The organism is Muriicola jejuensis, assembly GCF_010671595.1.
GTDB classification, from domain to species: Bacteria; Bacteroidota; Bacteroidia; order Flavobacteriales; family Flavobacteriaceae; genus Muriicola; species Muriicola jejuensis.
Genome location: NZ_JAABOP010000003.1, coordinates 61,251 through 77,114 on the forward strand (window position 1 = coordinate 61,251; position 15,864 = coordinate 77,114).

15 protein-coding genes are annotated in these 15,864 nt (G+C 48.8%); 5 read left to right on the forward strand and 10 right to left on the reverse strand.

All coding sequences use genetic code 11. From position 1 onward, the window contains the following. From GWK09_RS11165 to GWK09_RS11175, 3 genes are read right to left on the reverse strand one after another with little or no spacing between them, the layout of a single operon-like run. Window positions 1–1,236: a DUF1015 domain-containing protein gene (locus tag GWK09_RS11165; RefSeq protein WP_163693506.1), complete on the reverse strand. Its 1,236-nt coding sequence runs from the start codon at window positions 1,234–1,236 to the stop codon at window positions 1–3. Further along, a complete protein-coding gene (locus tag GWK09_RS11170; RefSeq protein WP_163693669.1) occupies window positions 1,236–2,129 on the reverse strand; it encodes a 3-hydroxyacyl-CoA dehydrogenase family protein in 894 nt (297 codons plus the stop codon). Before GWK09_RS11170 ends, GWK09_RS11165 begins: the two co-directional genes overlap by 1 nt. A 27-nt stretch (window positions 2,130–2,156) precedes the next feature. Continuing rightward, the gene (locus GWK09_RS11175) at window positions 2,157–3,116 is read right to left on the reverse strand and encodes a Gfo/Idh/MocA family protein (RefSeq protein WP_163693507.1); all 960 of its coding nucleotides are present in this window, start codon (window positions 3,114–3,116) and stop codon (window positions 2,157–2,159) included. A gap of 111 nt (window positions 3,117–3,227) precedes the next feature. Here GWK09_RS11175 and GWK09_RS11180 point away from each other — a divergent pair, with 111 nt between their 5' ends. Then, window positions 3,228–3,869 carry a protein-L-isoaspartate(D-aspartate) O-methyltransferase gene (locus tag GWK09_RS11180; RefSeq protein WP_163693508.1) on the forward strand — a complete coding sequence of 214 codons (642 nt, stop codon included), beginning with the start codon at window positions 3,228–3,230 and terminating at the stop codon, window positions 3,867–3,869. Window positions 3,870–3,883: 14 nt separating this feature from the next. Here the strand turns inward: GWK09_RS11180 and smpB are convergent, their stop codons facing one another. Next, entirely contained in the window at window positions 3,884–4,345 is a 462-nt protein-coding gene (gene smpB / locus GWK09_RS11185) for an SsrA-binding protein SmpB (protein ID WP_163693509.1), read from the reverse strand. Between the two features lie 73 nt (window positions 4,346–4,418). Here smpB and GWK09_RS11190 point away from each other — a divergent pair, with 73 nt between their 5' ends. Beyond that, window positions 4,419–5,186, forward strand: a complete 768-nt coding sequence (locus GWK09_RS11190; RefSeq protein ID WP_163693510.1) for a DUF6503 family protein — start codon at window positions 4,419–4,421, stop codon at window positions 5,184–5,186. On the opposite strand, the gene GWK09_RS11195 is transcribed toward GWK09_RS11190, so the two are convergent. After that, entirely contained in the window at window positions 5,164–5,706 is a 543-nt protein-coding gene (locus tag GWK09_RS11195) for a SixA phosphatase family protein (protein WP_163693511.1), read from the reverse strand. The genes GWK09_RS11190 and GWK09_RS11195 overlap by 23 nt on opposite strands. A 91-nt stretch (window positions 5,707–5,797) precedes the next feature. On the opposite strand from GWK09_RS11195, the gene GWK09_RS11200 reads away from it, so the two are divergent. Further along, window positions 5,798–7,297 (forward strand): PorP/SprF family type IX secretion system membrane protein, encoded by a 1,500-nt coding sequence (locus tag GWK09_RS11200; protein ID WP_163693512.1) that lies wholly within the window; start codon window positions 5,798–5,800, stop codon window positions 7,295–7,297. A gap of 2 nt (window positions 7,298–7,299) precedes the next feature. Here GWK09_RS11200 and GWK09_RS11205 read toward each other — a convergent pair whose 3' ends face one another. Together GWK09_RS11205 and clpB are read right to left on the reverse strand one after the other, a co-directional pair. Then, a complete protein-coding gene (locus GWK09_RS11205; protein ID WP_163693513.1) occupies window positions 7,300–7,896 on the reverse strand; it encodes a TetR/AcrR family transcriptional regulator in 597 nt (198 codons plus the stop codon). A gap of 117 nt (window positions 7,897–8,013) precedes the next feature. Then, on the reverse strand, window positions 8,014–10,614 hold the full coding sequence (gene clpB / locus GWK09_RS11210; RefSeq protein WP_163693514.1) for an ATP-dependent chaperone ClpB: 2,601 nt from the start codon (window positions 10,612–10,614) through the stop codon (window positions 8,014–8,016). Window positions 10,615–10,774: 160 nt separating this feature from the next. Between clpB and ytxJ the strand changes: the two genes are divergently transcribed. Continuing rightward, window positions 10,775–11,167, forward strand: coding sequence for a bacillithiol system redox-active protein YtxJ (ytxJ, locus tag GWK09_RS11215; protein WP_204260437.1), 393 nt, complete (start codon window positions 10,775–10,777; stop codon window positions 11,165–11,167). Window positions 11,168–11,202: 35 nt separating this feature from the next. Here the strand turns inward: ytxJ and GWK09_RS11220 are convergent, their stop codons facing one another. Together GWK09_RS11220 and fahA are read right to left on the reverse strand one after the other, a co-directional pair. Next, entirely contained in the window at window positions 11,203–12,390 is a 1,188-nt protein-coding gene (locus tag GWK09_RS11220; protein WP_163693516.1) for a hypothetical protein, read from the reverse strand. Window positions 12,391–12,524: 134 nt separating this feature from the next. Next, window positions 12,525–13,805 carry a fumarylacetoacetase gene (fahA, locus tag GWK09_RS11225; protein ID WP_163693517.1) on the reverse strand — a complete coding sequence of 427 codons (1,281 nt, stop codon included), beginning with the start codon at window positions 13,803–13,805 and terminating at the stop codon, window positions 12,525–12,527. A gap of 112 nt (window positions 13,806–13,917) precedes the next feature. Between fahA and GWK09_RS11230 the strand changes: the two genes are divergently transcribed. Beyond that, window positions 13,918–15,210: a serine hydroxymethyltransferase gene (locus GWK09_RS11230; protein WP_163693518.1), complete on the forward strand. Its 1,293-nt coding sequence runs from the start codon at window positions 13,918–13,920 to the stop codon at window positions 15,208–15,210. On the opposite strand, the gene GWK09_RS11235 is transcribed toward GWK09_RS11230, so the two are convergent. After that, window positions 15,190–15,855 carry a hypothetical protein gene (locus GWK09_RS11235; protein WP_163693519.1) on the reverse strand — a complete coding sequence of 222 codons (666 nt, stop codon included), beginning with the start codon at window positions 15,853–15,855 and terminating at the stop codon, window positions 15,190–15,192. The two genes, GWK09_RS11230 and GWK09_RS11235, sit on opposite strands and share 21 nt — an antisense overlap. Window positions 15,856–15,864 lie beyond the last annotated feature (9 nt).

The following is a 15,864-nucleotide window of genomic DNA, read 5'->3' on the forward strand; positions in this document are numbered from 1 at the left end:
CTATAGTTCGTAAATGGCCAGGCCACTTTTTAATTTGGGTTCTATATAGGTGCTTTTAGGAGGCATGACCAGTTGAGCATCGGCCACTGCCTTGATCTCATCGATGGTGATAGGGACGAGGTTGAACCCCACCTTAAAATTGCCCTTGTCGATCTCAGTCTTCATCCTCAGCACGTTGTGCTTGCCGTATCCGTATTGAATGCGCTTGTCATTTCTTAGGTCGGAAATACCGAGGATAGGCTCCAGAATGGTCTTGTAAAGGATGTGCGTATCGAGTTTGCTTAGTGGGTCATCCAGGGGCAGGATATGCTTTCTCAGATAGAGGGAATAAAAGTCACCGTCGAGGTACATGCTGAAATGATGTTTCTTGGTCGGCTTGTACAATTCCATATCCGTTTTCTTAATTCGAAAGGTTTCATCGAGTTTTACCAGGAAGGATTCCTTGGTATGCCCGTTCAGGTCCTTGACCAGGCGGTTAAACTCAAAGATCCGGATCTCGCTTTCCGGGATCAGGTAGCTCATAAAATAATTATAAGGCTCCCGGCCCGTATGCTTGGGATTTTTATCCTCACTCCACTGAGCCAGGAGATCCGACGAGGCACTTCGGTGATGCCCATCGGCAATGTAAAGGCTCTGTATCTGTGAAAAGGCTTTTTCAATGGATTGAATGGACTCCTGATCTGAGATCTTCCAGAGAAAATGGGTGGTCCGGTCCGGGGTCGTAAAGTGATACACAGGTTCTTCTTTGCGCTTACTCTTGATGATTCCGGCTATGGTAGGATGGTCCGGGTAGGTCATCAGGACCGGTTCTGCGTTGAATTTTACGGTATCGAGATAGCTGGCGAAGAGTCGCTCCCGGCTTTCTATGGTATTTTCGTGCTTCTTGATGATGTTGTTCCTGTAATCTGCGACGCTGGTGGCACAGAAGATCCCACAGCAGGAAAAATCGTTCCTTTTGGTCTGATAGAGGTAAAAGCTCGCTTCTTTGTCTTTGATAAAGACCTTTTCTTCCAAAAATTCCATATACCGGTTATGGACCAGCTTAAACCGTTCTTCACCGGATACCTTTTTGTGGAATTTGAATCCCGGATTGATGATATGTAGAAAAGAAAACGGATTGAATTTAAGGATGGCCTTTAACTCTTCTCTGGAATACGCCTCATATGACCTGGAGGTCACATGGGAAACCTTGTCCGGCGCAGGCCGTATGGCCCTGAAGGGTTTTACTACCGCCATTATGCTTTTTTAAATTGGGAAGCCACCTTTTCGGCTTTTCTCGATTCCGAGTAATCATAAAATCCTTCCCCGGATTTCACTCCCAGTTTGCCCGCCATGACCATGTTGGTCAGCAGGGGGCAGGGGGCGTATTTCGGATTCTTAAAGCCGTCATAGAGCACGTGCAGAATGGAAAGGCAGACATCGAGACCTATAAAATCGGCCAACTGCAGTGGTCCCATGGGGTGGGCCATGCCCAGTTTCATCACCGTATCTATCTCTTCAACCCCGGCAACGCCATTGTAAAGGGTTTCTATGGCCTCGTTGATCATGGGCATCAGAATCCTGTTGGAAACAAAACCGGGATAATCGTTCACCGCCGTAGGAGTTTTACCGAGCTTTTTGGATAATTCCATAATGGAAGACGCGGTTTCATCCGAGGTGTTGTATCCCCTGATGATCTCCACCAGTTTCATGATAGGCACCGGATTCATGAAGTGCATCCCGATCACCTTTTCGGGCCTTCGGGTCACAGACCCGATGTGCGTAATGGAGATAGAGGAGGTATTGGTGGCCAAAATAGTACCCTCCAGGCAGTGGGCGTCGAGGTCTTTAAAGATCTTGAGCTTCAGTTCGAGGTTCTCCGTAGCAGCCTCCACCACCAGATCTGAGTTTGCCACCGCTACTTTCATATCTGTGGAAGTAGTTAGCTTTCCCAAAGTAGCCTGTACACTTCCTTCATCTATGGAGCCTTTTTGCAACATCCGGTCCAGGTTCTTGCGTATGGTGTTCATGCCTTTTTCCAGTGCCTGCTCTGAAATGTCGACCAGGGTTACCTCGAATTGGTGCTGGGCAAAGACATGGGCGATCCCATTCCCCATGGTACCTGCCCCGATCACGGTAATATTTTTAATCATAGTTGTGGATATTGTTTATCTGATTCAAAAGGAAGCGATCACTTGCAAGGCCACCCTCAATGCCCGAGTGCCGTCTTCCAGGGTAACTTGCGGGGTAGTGTCGTTCCGGATCGCATCGGCAAAGGTTTCCAGCTCGTCCAGAATGGCATTGTTGCTCCTGATCTCCGGGTTCTCAAAATAGATCTGTTTTCTGATCCCTTCTGCATTCTGCAGGATCATATCGAACTCGCCGGGATTCTCAGGTGCATCCTTCATCCTGACCACCTCCACTTTTTTCTCCAGAAAATCCACGGAGATGTAGGCATCCCTTTGGAAAAACCTGGATTTCCTCATGTTCTTCAGGGAGATGCGGCTCGCTGTGAGGTTGGCCACACACCCATTCTCAAATTCGATCCTGGCATTGGCGATATCCGGAGATTGACTGATCACGGATACCCCGCTCGCGTGGATGTCCTTCACCTCTGAGGGCACTACACTGAGAATGGCATCGATATCGTGTATCATCAGGTCGAGTACCACAGGGACATCGGTACCCCTCGGATTAAATTCGGCCAGCCTGTGGGTCTCTATGAACATAGGGTTTCTGATGACGCCCTTGACCGCCGAAAACGCCGGGTTAAATCGTTCCACATGACCTACCTGCCCTTTAACCCTGTACTGTTTCTCCAAAGCAATCAGCGTTTCGGCCTCTTCCAGGGTATTGGTGATTGGCTTTTCCAGGAACACGTGCTTTCTCTTTTCCATGGCCTTTTTGGCGCAATCGAAATGGGAAAGGGTAGGAGTGACGATATCCACGACATCTACGGCATCGATCAGTTTGTTGATATTGTCGAAGTAGGTGTAGCCAAACTCGGCTTCCACCTTCTTGCCGTTGATGGCATCCGCGTCATAAAAACCTACCAGGTTGTATTTGGAAGATTCGTTCAGCAACCTGAGATGTATCTTTCCGAGATGTCCGGCACCCAATACGCCTACGTTCAGCATGTTTCGAAATTTTGTCAAAAATACGGAGATTAATCCTAAATCGGCCCAAGGATAAAAATGGAAATGTGGTAACTTTACCCCGACCGTTAAAATTCGATAAAGCCATACTTTTTGAAAGATACTTTTAAACACAGGGGGATGAGGAATAAGCTGGCAGACCTTGTCGAGTCCAAAGGGATAAGAGACAAGAAGGTCCTTGAGGCTCTACGGGCCATCCCCAGGCACCTGTTCATGGACAGCAGTTTTGAGGACCACGCCTATCAGGACAAACCCTTCCCAATCGCTGCTGACCAGACCATTTCCCAGCCTTATACGGTTGCCTATCAGACCGAACTCCTCGGAGTGGAACCCGGCCAGAAGATCTTGGAGATAGGGACGGGCAGCGGATACCAGACCGCGGTCCTTTTACATCTCAAAGCCAAAGTGTATACCGTGGAACGGCAGCTCGAACTGTACAAAAAGACCAATATCTTCTTCCGGAAAATGGGATACCGGCCCAAAAAGTTCGTTTTTGGAGATGGGTATAACGGTCTTCCCGAGCACGCGCCTTTTGACGGCATCATCGTCACGGCTGGCGCCCCGGAGGTCCCGAGAAAATTGCTCTCTCAGCTCAAAATTGGGGGTAAGATGGTGATTCCTGTGGGAGAAGAGGACCAGGTAATGATGCGGATCACGCGGAAATCGGAGACAGAATTTGAGCGGGAATCTTTTGGAAGTTTCAGATTTGTGCCCTTGCTGGAAGACAAGAACTGAAAGCTGGAAAGCGACTACTGGTTAAAGCTTTTTTTCACACGGTCTAAGCGCACCTTGCTTTCCCTGTCTTTTATAGCCTCCCTCTTGTCATAGAGCTTCTTTCCTTTAGCCAGAGCGATCTTCATTTTGGCTAGCCCTCTATCATTTATAAATACACTGAGGGGTACAATGGTGAGTCCGCTTGTCCTGACTTCCTTGTGTAATTTTCTCAGTTCCCTCTTGTTGAGTAATAATTTGCGTGCGGCCTTGGGCTGATGGTTGAAATGGGAGGCGTGGGAATACACATCGATCTGCATGTTGATGACAAACAACTCTCCGCGATCATTGAATTCGCAGAAACTTTCGGCGATCGAAGCCTTTCCCAGTCTGATGGATTTGATCTCCGTGCCGGACAGGACGATACCGGCGATATAGGTCTCCAGCAATTCATACTGGAAACTCGCCTTCTTGTTTCTGATGTTTATATTTTTCTGCATTCCGGCACAAAAATAACAACATTTCCTGCAGGTTAGCCTTCGTTTTTAAGAATAATCCCTGTTACTTTGTGATATGAAGCACCGAGTTTATTACCTATTTATCCTCCTGCTCCTTCCTTTTGTCTTAGGAGTCGTCTCTTGCAGAGAAATTGTTAAAGGGATTGACGCCCAGGAAATAGTAGACCGGGCCATTGCCGATGCAGGGGGAGAACTTTACGATCAAAGCGACATCGAATTCAGCTTCCGGGACGTGATCTACACTCAGAAAAGAGAGGGAGGCCGCAGGGTTACGACTCGGACGCGGGAAACCGATTCTGGTCGGGTCAAGGATATATGGGACGGAAGGTCGTTTCGCCGTTATCACGGAGAACAAAACGTAATCGTTTCCGACAGTATGGCCAATGTCTACAGCAATTCCATCAATTCAGTCCTCTACTTTGCCCAACTTCCCTACGGACTGAACGATCCTTCGGTGAATAAGGAATGGATCGGGGAAAAAACGATCGATGGAAAGCAATATTACCAGATACGGGTCACATTCAACCAGGATGGAGGCGGGGAGGATTTTGAGGATGTCTACATCTACTGGTTCGACGCAGAGACCTTTAAACCGGAGTACCTGGCGTATGAATTCCACGTCAATGGAGGTGGATTGAGATTTCGGGAGGCCTACAATGAACGCTACGTCAATGGAATACGGTTTGTGGACTATCGCAATTACCGGCCTGTGGGTGAGGCAGATCTTATGCAGCTCGATTCTCTTTTCGAAAGAAGAAAGCTGGAACTCTTATCAGAGATCCGGTTGGAAGATGTAGTGGTCAGTCGGGACAATTACAATTGAAATGCAACCTAACATCGGTAGTGAGGTCTCCTATTTGTTGTACGATAAACAGGCTTCCATTATCACTGTCGTCCATAGGGGGGTATTTCTCTTCCCCTATCATTTTATTGACGAATTCAGGGGTGGTATTGCTGTGACCCACCACCAGCACATTTTTACCGCGGGTATCGGCTTTGAATTGGGCGATGTCGAGCATTGAAGGATCGTAATATTGCCGTATGAGGTCGTATTTTACCTCAGTAGGAGCAGCCGTCATCGTCGTGCGGAGATAATCGGTGGTATAGATGGCATTGATGTTGGCGTCCTTCAGGATCTCGGCCCAATGCATCGCCCTGCCAAGGCCTCTTTGATTCAGTTCAGGATCCGGATTATCGGGATTGCTCCTGTCTTTTTCGGCATGCCTGATGAAATAATAGGTGGTCACTTCGGGACCTATCAGGGTATTCTCTGGTAGTGAATCTTCCTTGCAACTGCTAAAAAGGATAAGAGTGAACAGGAAGGGAAGGAGTTTTCGTTTCATAAGCGGTCCGAATTTGTCTGTTGAGTACGCTACTATTATGTAACTTTACTTTCGTAAAAATAGTATGAAATTTCCTTGTATCAACCTTTGTATGCCAAAACACCTCCTATTCCTGCTTATATTGTTTAGCATTTTCAGGTTGCATTCCCAGGAAGTTCCTTTGCCTCCTGACCTTAGGCAATACAACCTCACCCAATTCAACAGCAGCCTTTTCAATCCGGTTTTCACCCTTGACCGCAACCAGCCCCAGTCTCTCTCTCTATGGGTTCGGTGGCAGTGGCAGCAGGTAGATGCCGATCCCACGACGGTATTCGCAAATTACACGCACAGGCTGAACAGGCAGTCTGCCTTTGGTGTCGGATTTCTGCAACAGAACACGGGGCTCTTCCTTCAGACCGGAGGGGTGCTGAACTACGCTTACGCTTTTGACCTGGGTCCTGATCTCAGATTATCCTTGGGCCTCAATCTATTTGGATTTAGTCAGGTGTTGGCGGATGACCGTTTTCAGCAAAGTCCTGATATAGGGCTGCCCTTCTTGGAGAACGGTACTTCTTTTGTTTTGCAGGCTGCCCCAGGGATCCAATTGGCCTATGGCAATTTCAGCCTTGGATTTGCGGCAGAGAATGCCCTGGAATACAATCTCACTGAAGGAGGAAAGAACAATGGTTCTGATGAGAAGGTCTTTTTCGGCTCCTCCAGCTATACATTTCCAATAGAGGGGAATGGGATCTTTGAAAATGCTTACCTCAGGCCCATGGTATATGTAAAGACGTTGCCGGAACTGGAGACCCAATACGGTATCAACACCCAGTTCAAGACCCAGAATTTCTGGATACAGGGAGGATATCACAATTTTTATGGGGCTTCAGGCGGATTAGGCGGAACATTTTTTGGTAAGTTTTCCCTTGGGGCCCTGGTCGAGATCGGAACCTCTGCGGAACTGGACGGAAAGGATCCTTCTTTTGAGATAGTGACCTCTTACCATTTCGGGTCACCAGATCTCAGGAGGAAAATAGTCGGATTTGAGCCGGAAGATGAAGGAGAGCCATTACCTTCAGAACCCGTAAAAAGGAAGAAACTCAGCAAAAAAGAGCGCAGGCTTCTGGCTGAGGCCAAGGAGAAGCAGGTTCAGGATTCTTTACTTTTGATGCGAAGACAACAGGATTCTCTAACGATGGCCAGAAGGAAGGCGGCAGAAGAGGAAAACGCACGCTTAACCAGGCAAGCCCAGCGCAAAAAAGATTCTTTAGAGGCTATTGATTCCATAGCAGCCGAAAAAGACAGAATGAATCAAGCTGTCAGTCCTGAAAAAGGGGAACGCTTCGAAGAAGCAGTACTTAAGGAGGATATCAGGCCAGGTTTCTATCTCATAACAAACGTTTTTGGCACTCAACGCTATTACAAACTGTTCATGGAATCCCTAAAACAGAGAGGTCTAAATCCCAAATCATTTTACCGAACCGAGAGGAAACTCAACTATGTGTATCTTGAGCGATACGATAGCATGCAGGAAGCCCGCGAGGCGAGGGACTCTAAGTTTTTTGGCAGGTATTCGGATGCGATCTGGATCTTCAGGGTGAAGAATGAATAGGTTCAGAGTTTCATTTCCCTTTTGACGAGCACCTCCAGATAAGCGATGGTATTGACCAGGTATTTACGGTCACCTGATATCGTAGCCATGGCGACCGCACCCTGTATCATGGTGTACATCTGTTTTGCAAACTGCAAGGGAGGGACCGGAAGCCTGATTTCACCTTTGTTAACCCCATTTTCCAGGACCAGGGCGATCTTACCTTCAATAGTACGCATGGTCTCCCGGGCTGCTCCGAGAAGCAGGCGGTTGTTGAACTGGGCATCGACACCTATATTTAAAACGGGACAGCCACCAAGAGGGGCTGTGAAATCATCGTAATGCCGGTAAAAATCGGTGAGCCTGTACAGGATATCAAGTGTATGGCCGTCTCCCTCCAGCCGCTGGTCTATGGCCTTTAACAAGGCGTTGCTCAAGTACTCAAACGCCGCCAGAGCCAGGGATTCCTTGTTTTCAAAATTGCCGTATATGGCCCCTTTTGTAAGCCCGGTCACTTCTGTGAGGTCGCTCATGCTGGTGCCGATATATCCGTGCCTGTTAAACACGGGGGCCACCTTTTCAATAATGAAGGCAGTGGTACGTTCGGCTTTGGTGGTCATTCAGGATCAATTTTGTACGAATATAAAAAACCATACCCTGTGAAGCACATTTTTTTTAAAAAAAGGAAACCGGGGGTTTTATGTCCCCGGTTGCTTATCCTTTGGCGTATCCCATTCTTATTCCACCAGCTCCGTCTGGTTCCGGAATACGAGTCCGTCGTCAAAGGAATCGATCAGGATGATACTGTCTGAGGTGATCTTTCCGCTGAGTAATTCCTTGGACAGACTGTTCAAGACCTCTTTCTGAATGGTTCTCTTGATGGGTCGCGCCCCGTACTGGGGATTATACCCTTTTTCTGCCAGGTATTGGATCGCTTCTTCAGTCGCGTCAATGGTGATGTGTTGCTTGGCAACCATCCTTTTCAATAGTTCGAGTTGCAACCTTACAATATCGATGATGTTCTTTTTGCTCAGCGGCGTGAACATGATGATGTCGTCTATGCGATTGAGGAATTCCGGCCGGATACTCTGCTTTAACAGGGCCATCACTTCGATCTTAGCGGCTTCGGTGGCACTGTGGATGTCCTTGAGGTTCTCGAAGGTTTCCTGTATGATATGCCCGCCCATATTGCTGGTCATGATAATGATCGTATTCTTAAAATCGGCTACTCGGCCCTTGTTGTCAGTAAGCCTTCCCTCATCCAGGACCTGCAGGAGGATGTTGAAAGTGTCGGGATGTGCCTTTTCGATCTCATCGAGGAGTACAACCGAGTAAGGCCGCCTTCTAACGGCTTCCGTGAGCTGTCCTCCCTCATCGTATCCCACATATCCCGGAGGGGCTCCTACCAGCCTGCTGACCGAATGCCTTTCCTGGTACTCGCTCATATCGATACGCGTCATGGCATTCTCATCGTCAAAGAGGTAATCCGCCAGGGTTTTGGCCAATTCCGTTTTTCCCACACCGGTGGTACCCAGGAAGAGGAAGGAACCTATGGGTCTCTTCGCATCCTGCAATCCGGCCCTGCTACGTCTGATCGCATCAGACACGGCCTCGATGGCCTCTTCCTGTCCGACCACGCGCTTGTGGAGTACCTTCTCGAGGTTCAGCAATTTCTCCCGCTCGCTCTGAAGCATCTTGGTCACGGGGATCCCCGTCCATTTGGCAACCACTTCGGCTATGTCTTCGTTGGTGACCTCTTCCTTGATCAAAGTGCCTGCTTTCTGTGCTTCGGCCAGTTCCTGCTGCAGTCTTTCGAGTTTCTCCTGAGCCTCCTTGATCTTGCCGTAACGCAGTTCGGCTACCAAACCGTAATCCCCGTTCCTTTCGGCCCTTTCGGCTTCCAGTTTAAAATCCTCTATGTCGACCTTGGTTTTCTGGATCGCATCTATGACCGATTTCTCGCTTTCCCATTTGGCAAAGATCTCATTCCTTTCCTCCTTGAGGTTGGCGAGGTCTACATTGAGCGACTTGAGCTTGGCGTGGTCCTCCTCCCGTTTGATGGCCTCTATCTCGATCTCGAGTTGCATGATCTTCCTGTCGAGTACATCCAGGTCCTCGGGTTTGCTGTTTATCTCCATACGGAGTTTAGAGGCCGCCTCATCCATCAGGTCGATGGCCTTATCGGGAAGGAAACGATCCGTGATATACCTCTGTGAAAGCTCCACAGCGGCGATCACGGCCTCGTCCTTAATCCGGACTTTATGATGTGCTTCGTACTTCTCCTTGATCCCCCTGAGAATGGAGATGGCACTTTCGGTATCGGGTTCGTTGACCATCACCTTCTGGAACCGGCGCTCCAGGGCCTTGTCTTTCTCGAAATATTTCTGATATTCATCCAGGGTTGTGGCGCCTATGGCCCTCAGTTCCCCTCTGGCCAAAGCGGGTTTCAGGATGTTGGCGGCGTCCATGGCACCCTGTCCACCCCCTGCACCCACAAGCGTATGGATCTCGTCAATAAAAAGAACGATATCCCCCTCGCTGGAGGTCACCTCTTTTATAACCGATTTAAGGCGTTCCTCGAATTCCCCTTTGTATTTTGCTCCTGCGATCAGGGCTCCCATATCCAGGGAATAGATCACTTTGTCCTTGAGGTTCTCAGGGACATCCCCCTGTATGATCCTGTGGGCCAGGCCTTCCGCTATGGCTGTTTTACCGGTCCCTGGCTCCCCTACCAGCATAGGGTTGTTCTTGGTCCTCCTGGACAGTATCTGCAGGACCCGCCTGATCTCCTCATCACGCCCAATAACAGGGTCCAGCTTACCACTGTCTGCTTCCTCATTGAGGTTTCTCGCGTATTTGTTAAGTGCATTATAGGTGTCTTCCGCACTTTGGGATGTTACCTTGGCCCCCTTTCGCAATTCACTGATTGCGGCCAGCATCTCTTTTTCCACGACCCCCTGGTCCTTGAGGATGCGGGCGATCTTGCTTTTGGATTTAAAGATGGCCAGCAGGATGTGTTCCAAAGAGACAAAATCGTCCTTCATGTTCTTGGCGACGATATTGGCTTCGGTAAGAGTCTTTCCGGCCTCTTTTGAGAATTGCAACTCCCCTCCGGATACCTTGGGAGTACCCTGGAGTTCCTTGTCAAGGATCTGTTTGATCAGGGGGAGGTTGACGTTCAGTTTCTTCAGGATGAAAGGAAGGACATTCTCATCGGTCTCCAAAAGAGCTTTGAAGATATGTTCATTTTCAATCTGAGGATGTTGCATCTCCTGGGCCATCTGCTGTGCGAGCTGGATAACCTCCTGTGATTTTATGGTGAAATTGTTAATATTCATGATCGTTGATTGTATTTAATTCCTATGCCTATTTTTGCAAAGGCTAGGACAACAATCCTACCATAGTAACGGAGCGGACAAAATGTCCGCAAAGGACCTCATTTACAAGACAATAAGTCAGGTGCTGAATTAATCAATTACCAGTGAATTTATATCATCTATGGGTTTGAGAAGTTTATTCAAAAGCGGAAATGATTCCTCTGAAGGAAGCAGGAAGGAGTTCAATTGGATACCACTGGAGGAGGAAGACCAGTTGGAGAAGATCACCAAGCGATCGGCGACTGTGCCCCAGGTCATCTTCAAGAATTCCACGACCTGTGGTATCAGCGGGATCGTTCGAAGGACCTTTGAGACCCAGCACGCCTCAGTGGAGGGGAAGGCCGATATGTACCTGCTCCACATACAGCACCAAAGGCAGCTTTCCAGTGAAGTCTCGCGCTTGTTCGGAATCCGTCATGAATCGCCCCAACTTTTGATCATCAAGAACGGGAAAGTAGTACATCACACTTCCCACGGGCAAATCTCCTACACCGATCTTTCAGATTGGGTATAAAAAACCCGGAGGTGATCTCCGGGTTAGTTTTATGGTCAATTAAACCGATGTCTTACGATAATCTGTTTGAGCTTGGCCTTGAGGTCCTCCCCGGCATCATAGACCATTTGCTCATTGCTGGGAAAAGGCACGGCGCCGAGGTTTAGCAGGGCAACGAGGTCGTTGTCCAGTGCCCTTCTGTCACCACTGTAATTCGCGTATACGTGTTGGAACATGAATTCGCTGGACAGGGGATAGGTGTTGAGTTGCTGCTTGGTCTGCAGATCGATAAAGCTCACGAGTCCGGTTACCTGGGCGAGTTTCTGCTGGGTGAACTGGTAGTAATTGCAGGTCACAGTCTTAAAATTGTCTACCTTGATCTCATTGCCAAGGCTGTCTTTCACCAGATTGCCATTCTCGTCCTCGAGATACCTGTACCCGTCCTTTACCTGCTTTTCCTTGACAAACTGCTTTTCGTTCACCTGTTCCGGTGAGATATTAATCTCCCTGAAGGCCACCTGCATTTCGTAATCATACTTGATATTCTCCAGTGGATTATTGTGATATTGCGTCCATAGGTCGTCCAGTCCGTAGGTATTAAAGTTGAGTAACTCCTCTTCTAACCTGTTTGGAATGACCATCTGGGTATCGTTCACCATCTTTACCTTAACATAATCGAGTCCACGCTGGTAGGCTACCTCCATTTGCTCTTTGGTATCGGCAAAACCTGGGTTGATCTCGTCGAGATACCTGAAATCCTCATAGGCCTTCCTGTAATCCATTTTGCTGGAAGCATTGTTGAAAAGGGAGACGGCATTGTCATAGAGGTAATCAGACAAACGCTCTTTGGAATCTATGATGTCCTCATCGAAATTCTTGAAGTTAAACCTCGCATTCCTGTTCTCGTCCCTGATTTGGAGAGGTAACAGGGGTCGGATCCTTTCCTGGATCTGACGGAGCTGGGAATACCCCTTGTAAATGGCCTCCAGATTTGCCGGATTGCCGTCCTTCTCCAGGAAGGCGATATTTTGCAATTCGCGTTCCATATTCTTAGCGAAGGCTTCCTCCAGAATCAGGACATAGGGCTGGTTTCCCCTTTTGTCCTTGTTGTCTGCCAGGTTCCGCAGGGCGCTGTTGATCGCTTGCTGGTAGTTACCTGTGTTGATCGCTTCCTGAGTCTTTTTAACGCCTCCACAGGCCAGGAATAAAAAGACGGTCGAAAAAATAAGTAGTGCCTTTTTCATGATGTCGTGATTTGTGGTTTTAAGGGGCATAACCAAGAGCCATGCCAAAATCTTCCGAAATCATAACGAAAAAGGTTGTTTTATCGTATAGTCTCGACGAAATACATAAAATTAATGGGGGAGCGCAATGGGGGTTACAATTCCAGGGCAGGCAATATTTTGGTGGAAATTTCCCCGAATCCGATCCTCACACCGTCCCGGGAACAATATCCTTTCATGACCACTGTATCGTGGTCTTTTAGGAATTTACGGGTGGTCCCGTCTGCCAGGGGGATCTCCTTGGTCCCCTGCCAGGACAGTTCCAGCATGGAGCCGTAGGAATCGGGTGTGGGCCCTGAGATGGTTCCACTGCCCAACATGTCCCCGCTGTTCACCTTGCACCCGTTGATGGTGTGGTGAGCGAGTTGCTGGGCCATGGTCCAGTACATGTATTTGAAATTCGTCCTGCTGAGGGTGGTCTGGGATCCATCCTCTGTTCTGATATCCACTTCCAGGTGGATGTCGAAACTCTTTTTTCCCTTCTGTGCCAGGTAGGGCAGGGGATGGGGGTCTTGTTTCGGACTGGCCACCCGGAAAGGCTCCAGGGCGTCGAGGGTTACGATCCAGGGAGAAATGGAGGATGCAAAATTTTTCCCCAGGAAAGGTCCCAGGGGTACGTATTCCCATTTTTGCAGGTCGCGTGCACTCCAGTCGTTAAAGAGCACCAGGCCAAAGATGTAATCCTCGGCTTCATCTATTTTGATGGGTTCTCCCAATGCGTTGGCATCTGTGGTGATAAAGGCCATTTCCAGTTCAAAATCGAGCAGTCTGGAAGGTCCGAAAACCGGTTTGTCCGCGCCTTTAGGCAGGGTCTGCCCATTGGGTCTGCGCACAGGTGTGCCACTGGGGATGATCGTGGAGCTGCGGCCGTGGTATCCTACCGGCAGATGCAGCCAATTGGGAAGCAGGGCATTGTCCGGATCCCGGAACATTTTGCCCACGTTCGTGGCGTGCTCCTTACTGGAATAAAAATCCGTATAGTCCCCGATCTGCACTGGTAATTGCATCTCGATCTCGTCCATGGTGAAGAGGACGATCTTCTGGTGTTCCTGGTTTTTCTGGAGTTCCTGATTGTTCTTTTGGAAGAGTTCACTGATGCGGTTACGAACCAGGCGCCAGGTCTTTTTTCCGTCCGAGATAAAGTCGTTCAGGGTGTCCTGCAGGAAGATATCATCGGTCAGTGGGATGTCCCTGAAATAGCCCAATTGGTGCAAAGCCCCCAGATCAATAGCGTGATCCCCTATACGCGTACCTATGGTTATGATGTCGTCCCGGGTGAGAAATACGCCGAATGGAATGTTCTGAATGGGAAAATCAGAGTTCTCCGGTACGGGCAACCAGGAGGTAAGGGAAGGGTCATTGGCTTTTAAAGGCATCGCGCTATTGTTAATTGCTGTTTGATAAAATCCTGATCAAATATATTATTTTCTAAACATTAACCCCTTTCAATTTGTACTTTTACGCCTCAATAAAAAGAAATTGGTTCTTATGAAAAGGGATACCCAGGTTTTTGAACTCATTGCGGCCGAAAAAGAACGACAGTTGCACGGCATAGAACTGATCGCCTCAGAGAATTTCACAAGCCCCCAGGTAATGGAGGCTGCAGGATCTGTACTGACCAACAAATATGCAGAAGGATATCCCGGAAAACGGTATTACGGCGGTTGCGAGGTAGTTGACCAGGTGGAGACCCTGGCCATTGAACGGGCGAAGGAGCTGTTCGGGGCCGTATATGCCAATGTTCAACCCCATTCGGGGTCCCAGGCCAATGCTGCGGTCTTCCAGGCCTGTTTACAGCCCGGAGATACCATACTGGGATTCGATCTATCCCACGGAGGTCACCTCACACACGGGTCGCCCGTTAACTTTTCAGGCAAATTATACCGTTCTACTTTTTACGGTGTGGAGGAAGAGACCGGACGACTTAACTACGATAAGATACAGGAAATCGCAGAAAGGGAAAGGCCCAAAATGATCATAGCAGGGGCATCCGCCTATTCGAGGGACATGGATTTCGAGCGATTCCGGGAGATAGCCGACAGTGTTGGGGCTTTATTGCTGGGGGATATTTCCCATCCAGCCGGCCTGATCGCCAAAGGCATACTCAATGACCCTATTCCCCATTGCCATTTCGTGACCACCACCACGCATAAAACCCTGAGGGGGCCGCGAGGCGGACTCATCCTTATGGGGGAGGATTTTGACAATCCCTTTGGCATCACCTTGAAGAATGGTAGTCTTCGGAAAATGTCTGCCCTGATTGATCTGGCAGTTTTTCCCGGGAATCAGGGAGGCCCTCTCGAACATATCATCGCAGCCAAGGCCATCGCCTTTGGGGAAGCGCTTTCTGATGAGTTCCTGCACTATATGATTCAGGTAAAAAAGAACGCAGAGGCCATGGCCGCTGCCTTTGTGGCCCGGGATTACAAGATCATTTCCGGGGGCACGGACAACCACATGATGCTCATCGATCTTCGCAATAAGAACATTACCGGGAAGGATGCCGAAAGAGTACTGGTTCAGGCGGATATCACCGCCAACAAGAATATGGTACCCTTTGATGATAAATCCCCCTTCATTACTTCGGGTATACGGTTCGGTACGGCAGCGGTGACAACCAGGGGCCTGAAAGAGGACGATATGGGCATCATCGTTTCCTTTATCGACGAGGTGCTAAGTAACCCGGAAAATGAAGAAATCATTGCAAGGGTAAAGGAGAATGTAAATGCGATGATGAGGAAACGGCCCCTCTTCAGTAATTTACTGATCGAGCAGGTCTAGATCCCCGGGGATGATGACCTTGTTCTTCAGGTCGTAGATCATGGCTTCCTCCTCTTCTTCGAAATACAACCCCCAGTAGAAGTAATACCCTTTGTCATCCACCTTTTTGGGCCCTACCAGCCGGATAAGGGAATCTTCAGTTTTGACCTCCTCATAAACAGGGACGAAGATCTCCATGGGGGTCATGGTCATCTCCCTGGTGATATGCACGTAATGTTCTGCAAGGACCATCAAAATGGCATCCAGTTGGTTCTCAACACTTTCGGGGGCTATTTTCTTGATGACGATGGTGCAGTCTTTAAGCTGAATAGAGAGCTCTTCCACATCGATAAACGTACCGTTCAGTTCCCTGATCTCCTGCATGTGGATGTTCAGCAAGGGCAGGCCGGTGCAGACCAGGCTCGGGTTGTATGAGCCCCAGGCACCCTGTTGCATATGGAACAGCATTTCATGCAGGCCGAGGGGACATTCCATTTCTATGACCAGGTTGTTCTCCTCACAACAGGCGGTGGAATTGCGAATGAGTATACGGGAAAAGTACTCTCTTTCCAGTTTTTTGATCAACTGGTCTACACCGAGGATCTCCTTTTTTCCTTCTCTACAGGAGGAGATGAATACCTTGGTTTTTCTGGAACTGTGAGCCATAGCAACTTC

Coding starts and splice junctions, on each gene's coding strand:
- GWK09_RS11165 (WP_163693506.1), bottom strand. CDS start 1,236: ATGGCGGTAGTAAAACCCTTCAGGGCCATACGGCCTGCGCCGGACAAG.
- GWK09_RS11175 (WP_163693507.1), bottom strand. CDS start 3,116: ATGCTGAACGTAGGCGTATTGGGTGCCGGACATCTCGGAAAGATACAT.
- smpB (WP_163693509.1), bottom strand. CDS start 4,345: ATGCAGAAAAATATAAACATCAGAAACAAGAAGGCGAGTTTCCAGTAT.
- GWK09_RS11190 (WP_163693510.1), top strand. CDS start 4,419: ATGAAGCACCGAGTTTATTACCTATTTATCCTCCTGCTCCTTCCTTTT.
- GWK09_RS11195 (WP_163693511.1), bottom strand. CDS start 5,706: ATGAAACGAAAACTCCTTCCCTTCCTGTTCACTCTTATCCTTTTTAGC.
- GWK09_RS11200 (WP_163693512.1), top strand. CDS start 5,798: ATGCCAAAACACCTCCTATTCCTGCTTATATTGTTTAGCATTTTCAGG.
- GWK09_RS11205 (WP_163693513.1), bottom strand. CDS start 7,896: ATGACCACCAAAGCCGAACGTACCACTGCCTTCATTATTGAAAAGGTG.
- clpB (WP_163693514.1), bottom strand. CDS start 10,614: ATGAATATTAACAATTTCACCATAAAATCACAGGAGGTTATCCAGCTC.
- ytxJ (WP_204260437.1), top strand. CDS start 10,775: ATGGGTTTGAGAAGTTTATTCAAAAGCGGAAATGATTCCTCTGAAGGA.
- GWK09_RS11220 (WP_163693516.1), bottom strand. CDS start 12,390: ATGAAAAAGGCACTACTTATTTTTTCGACCGTCTTTTTATTCCTGGCC.
- fahA (WP_163693517.1), bottom strand. CDS start 13,805: ATGCCTTTAAAAGCCAATGACCCTTCCCTTACCTCCTGGTTGCCCGTA.
- GWK09_RS11230 (WP_163693518.1), top strand. CDS start 13,918: ATGAAAAGGGATACCCAGGTTTTTGAACTCATTGCGGCCGAAAAAGAA.
- GWK09_RS11235 (WP_163693519.1), bottom strand. CDS start 15,855: ATGGCTCACAGTTCCAGAAAAACCAAGGTATTCATCTCCTCCTGTAGA.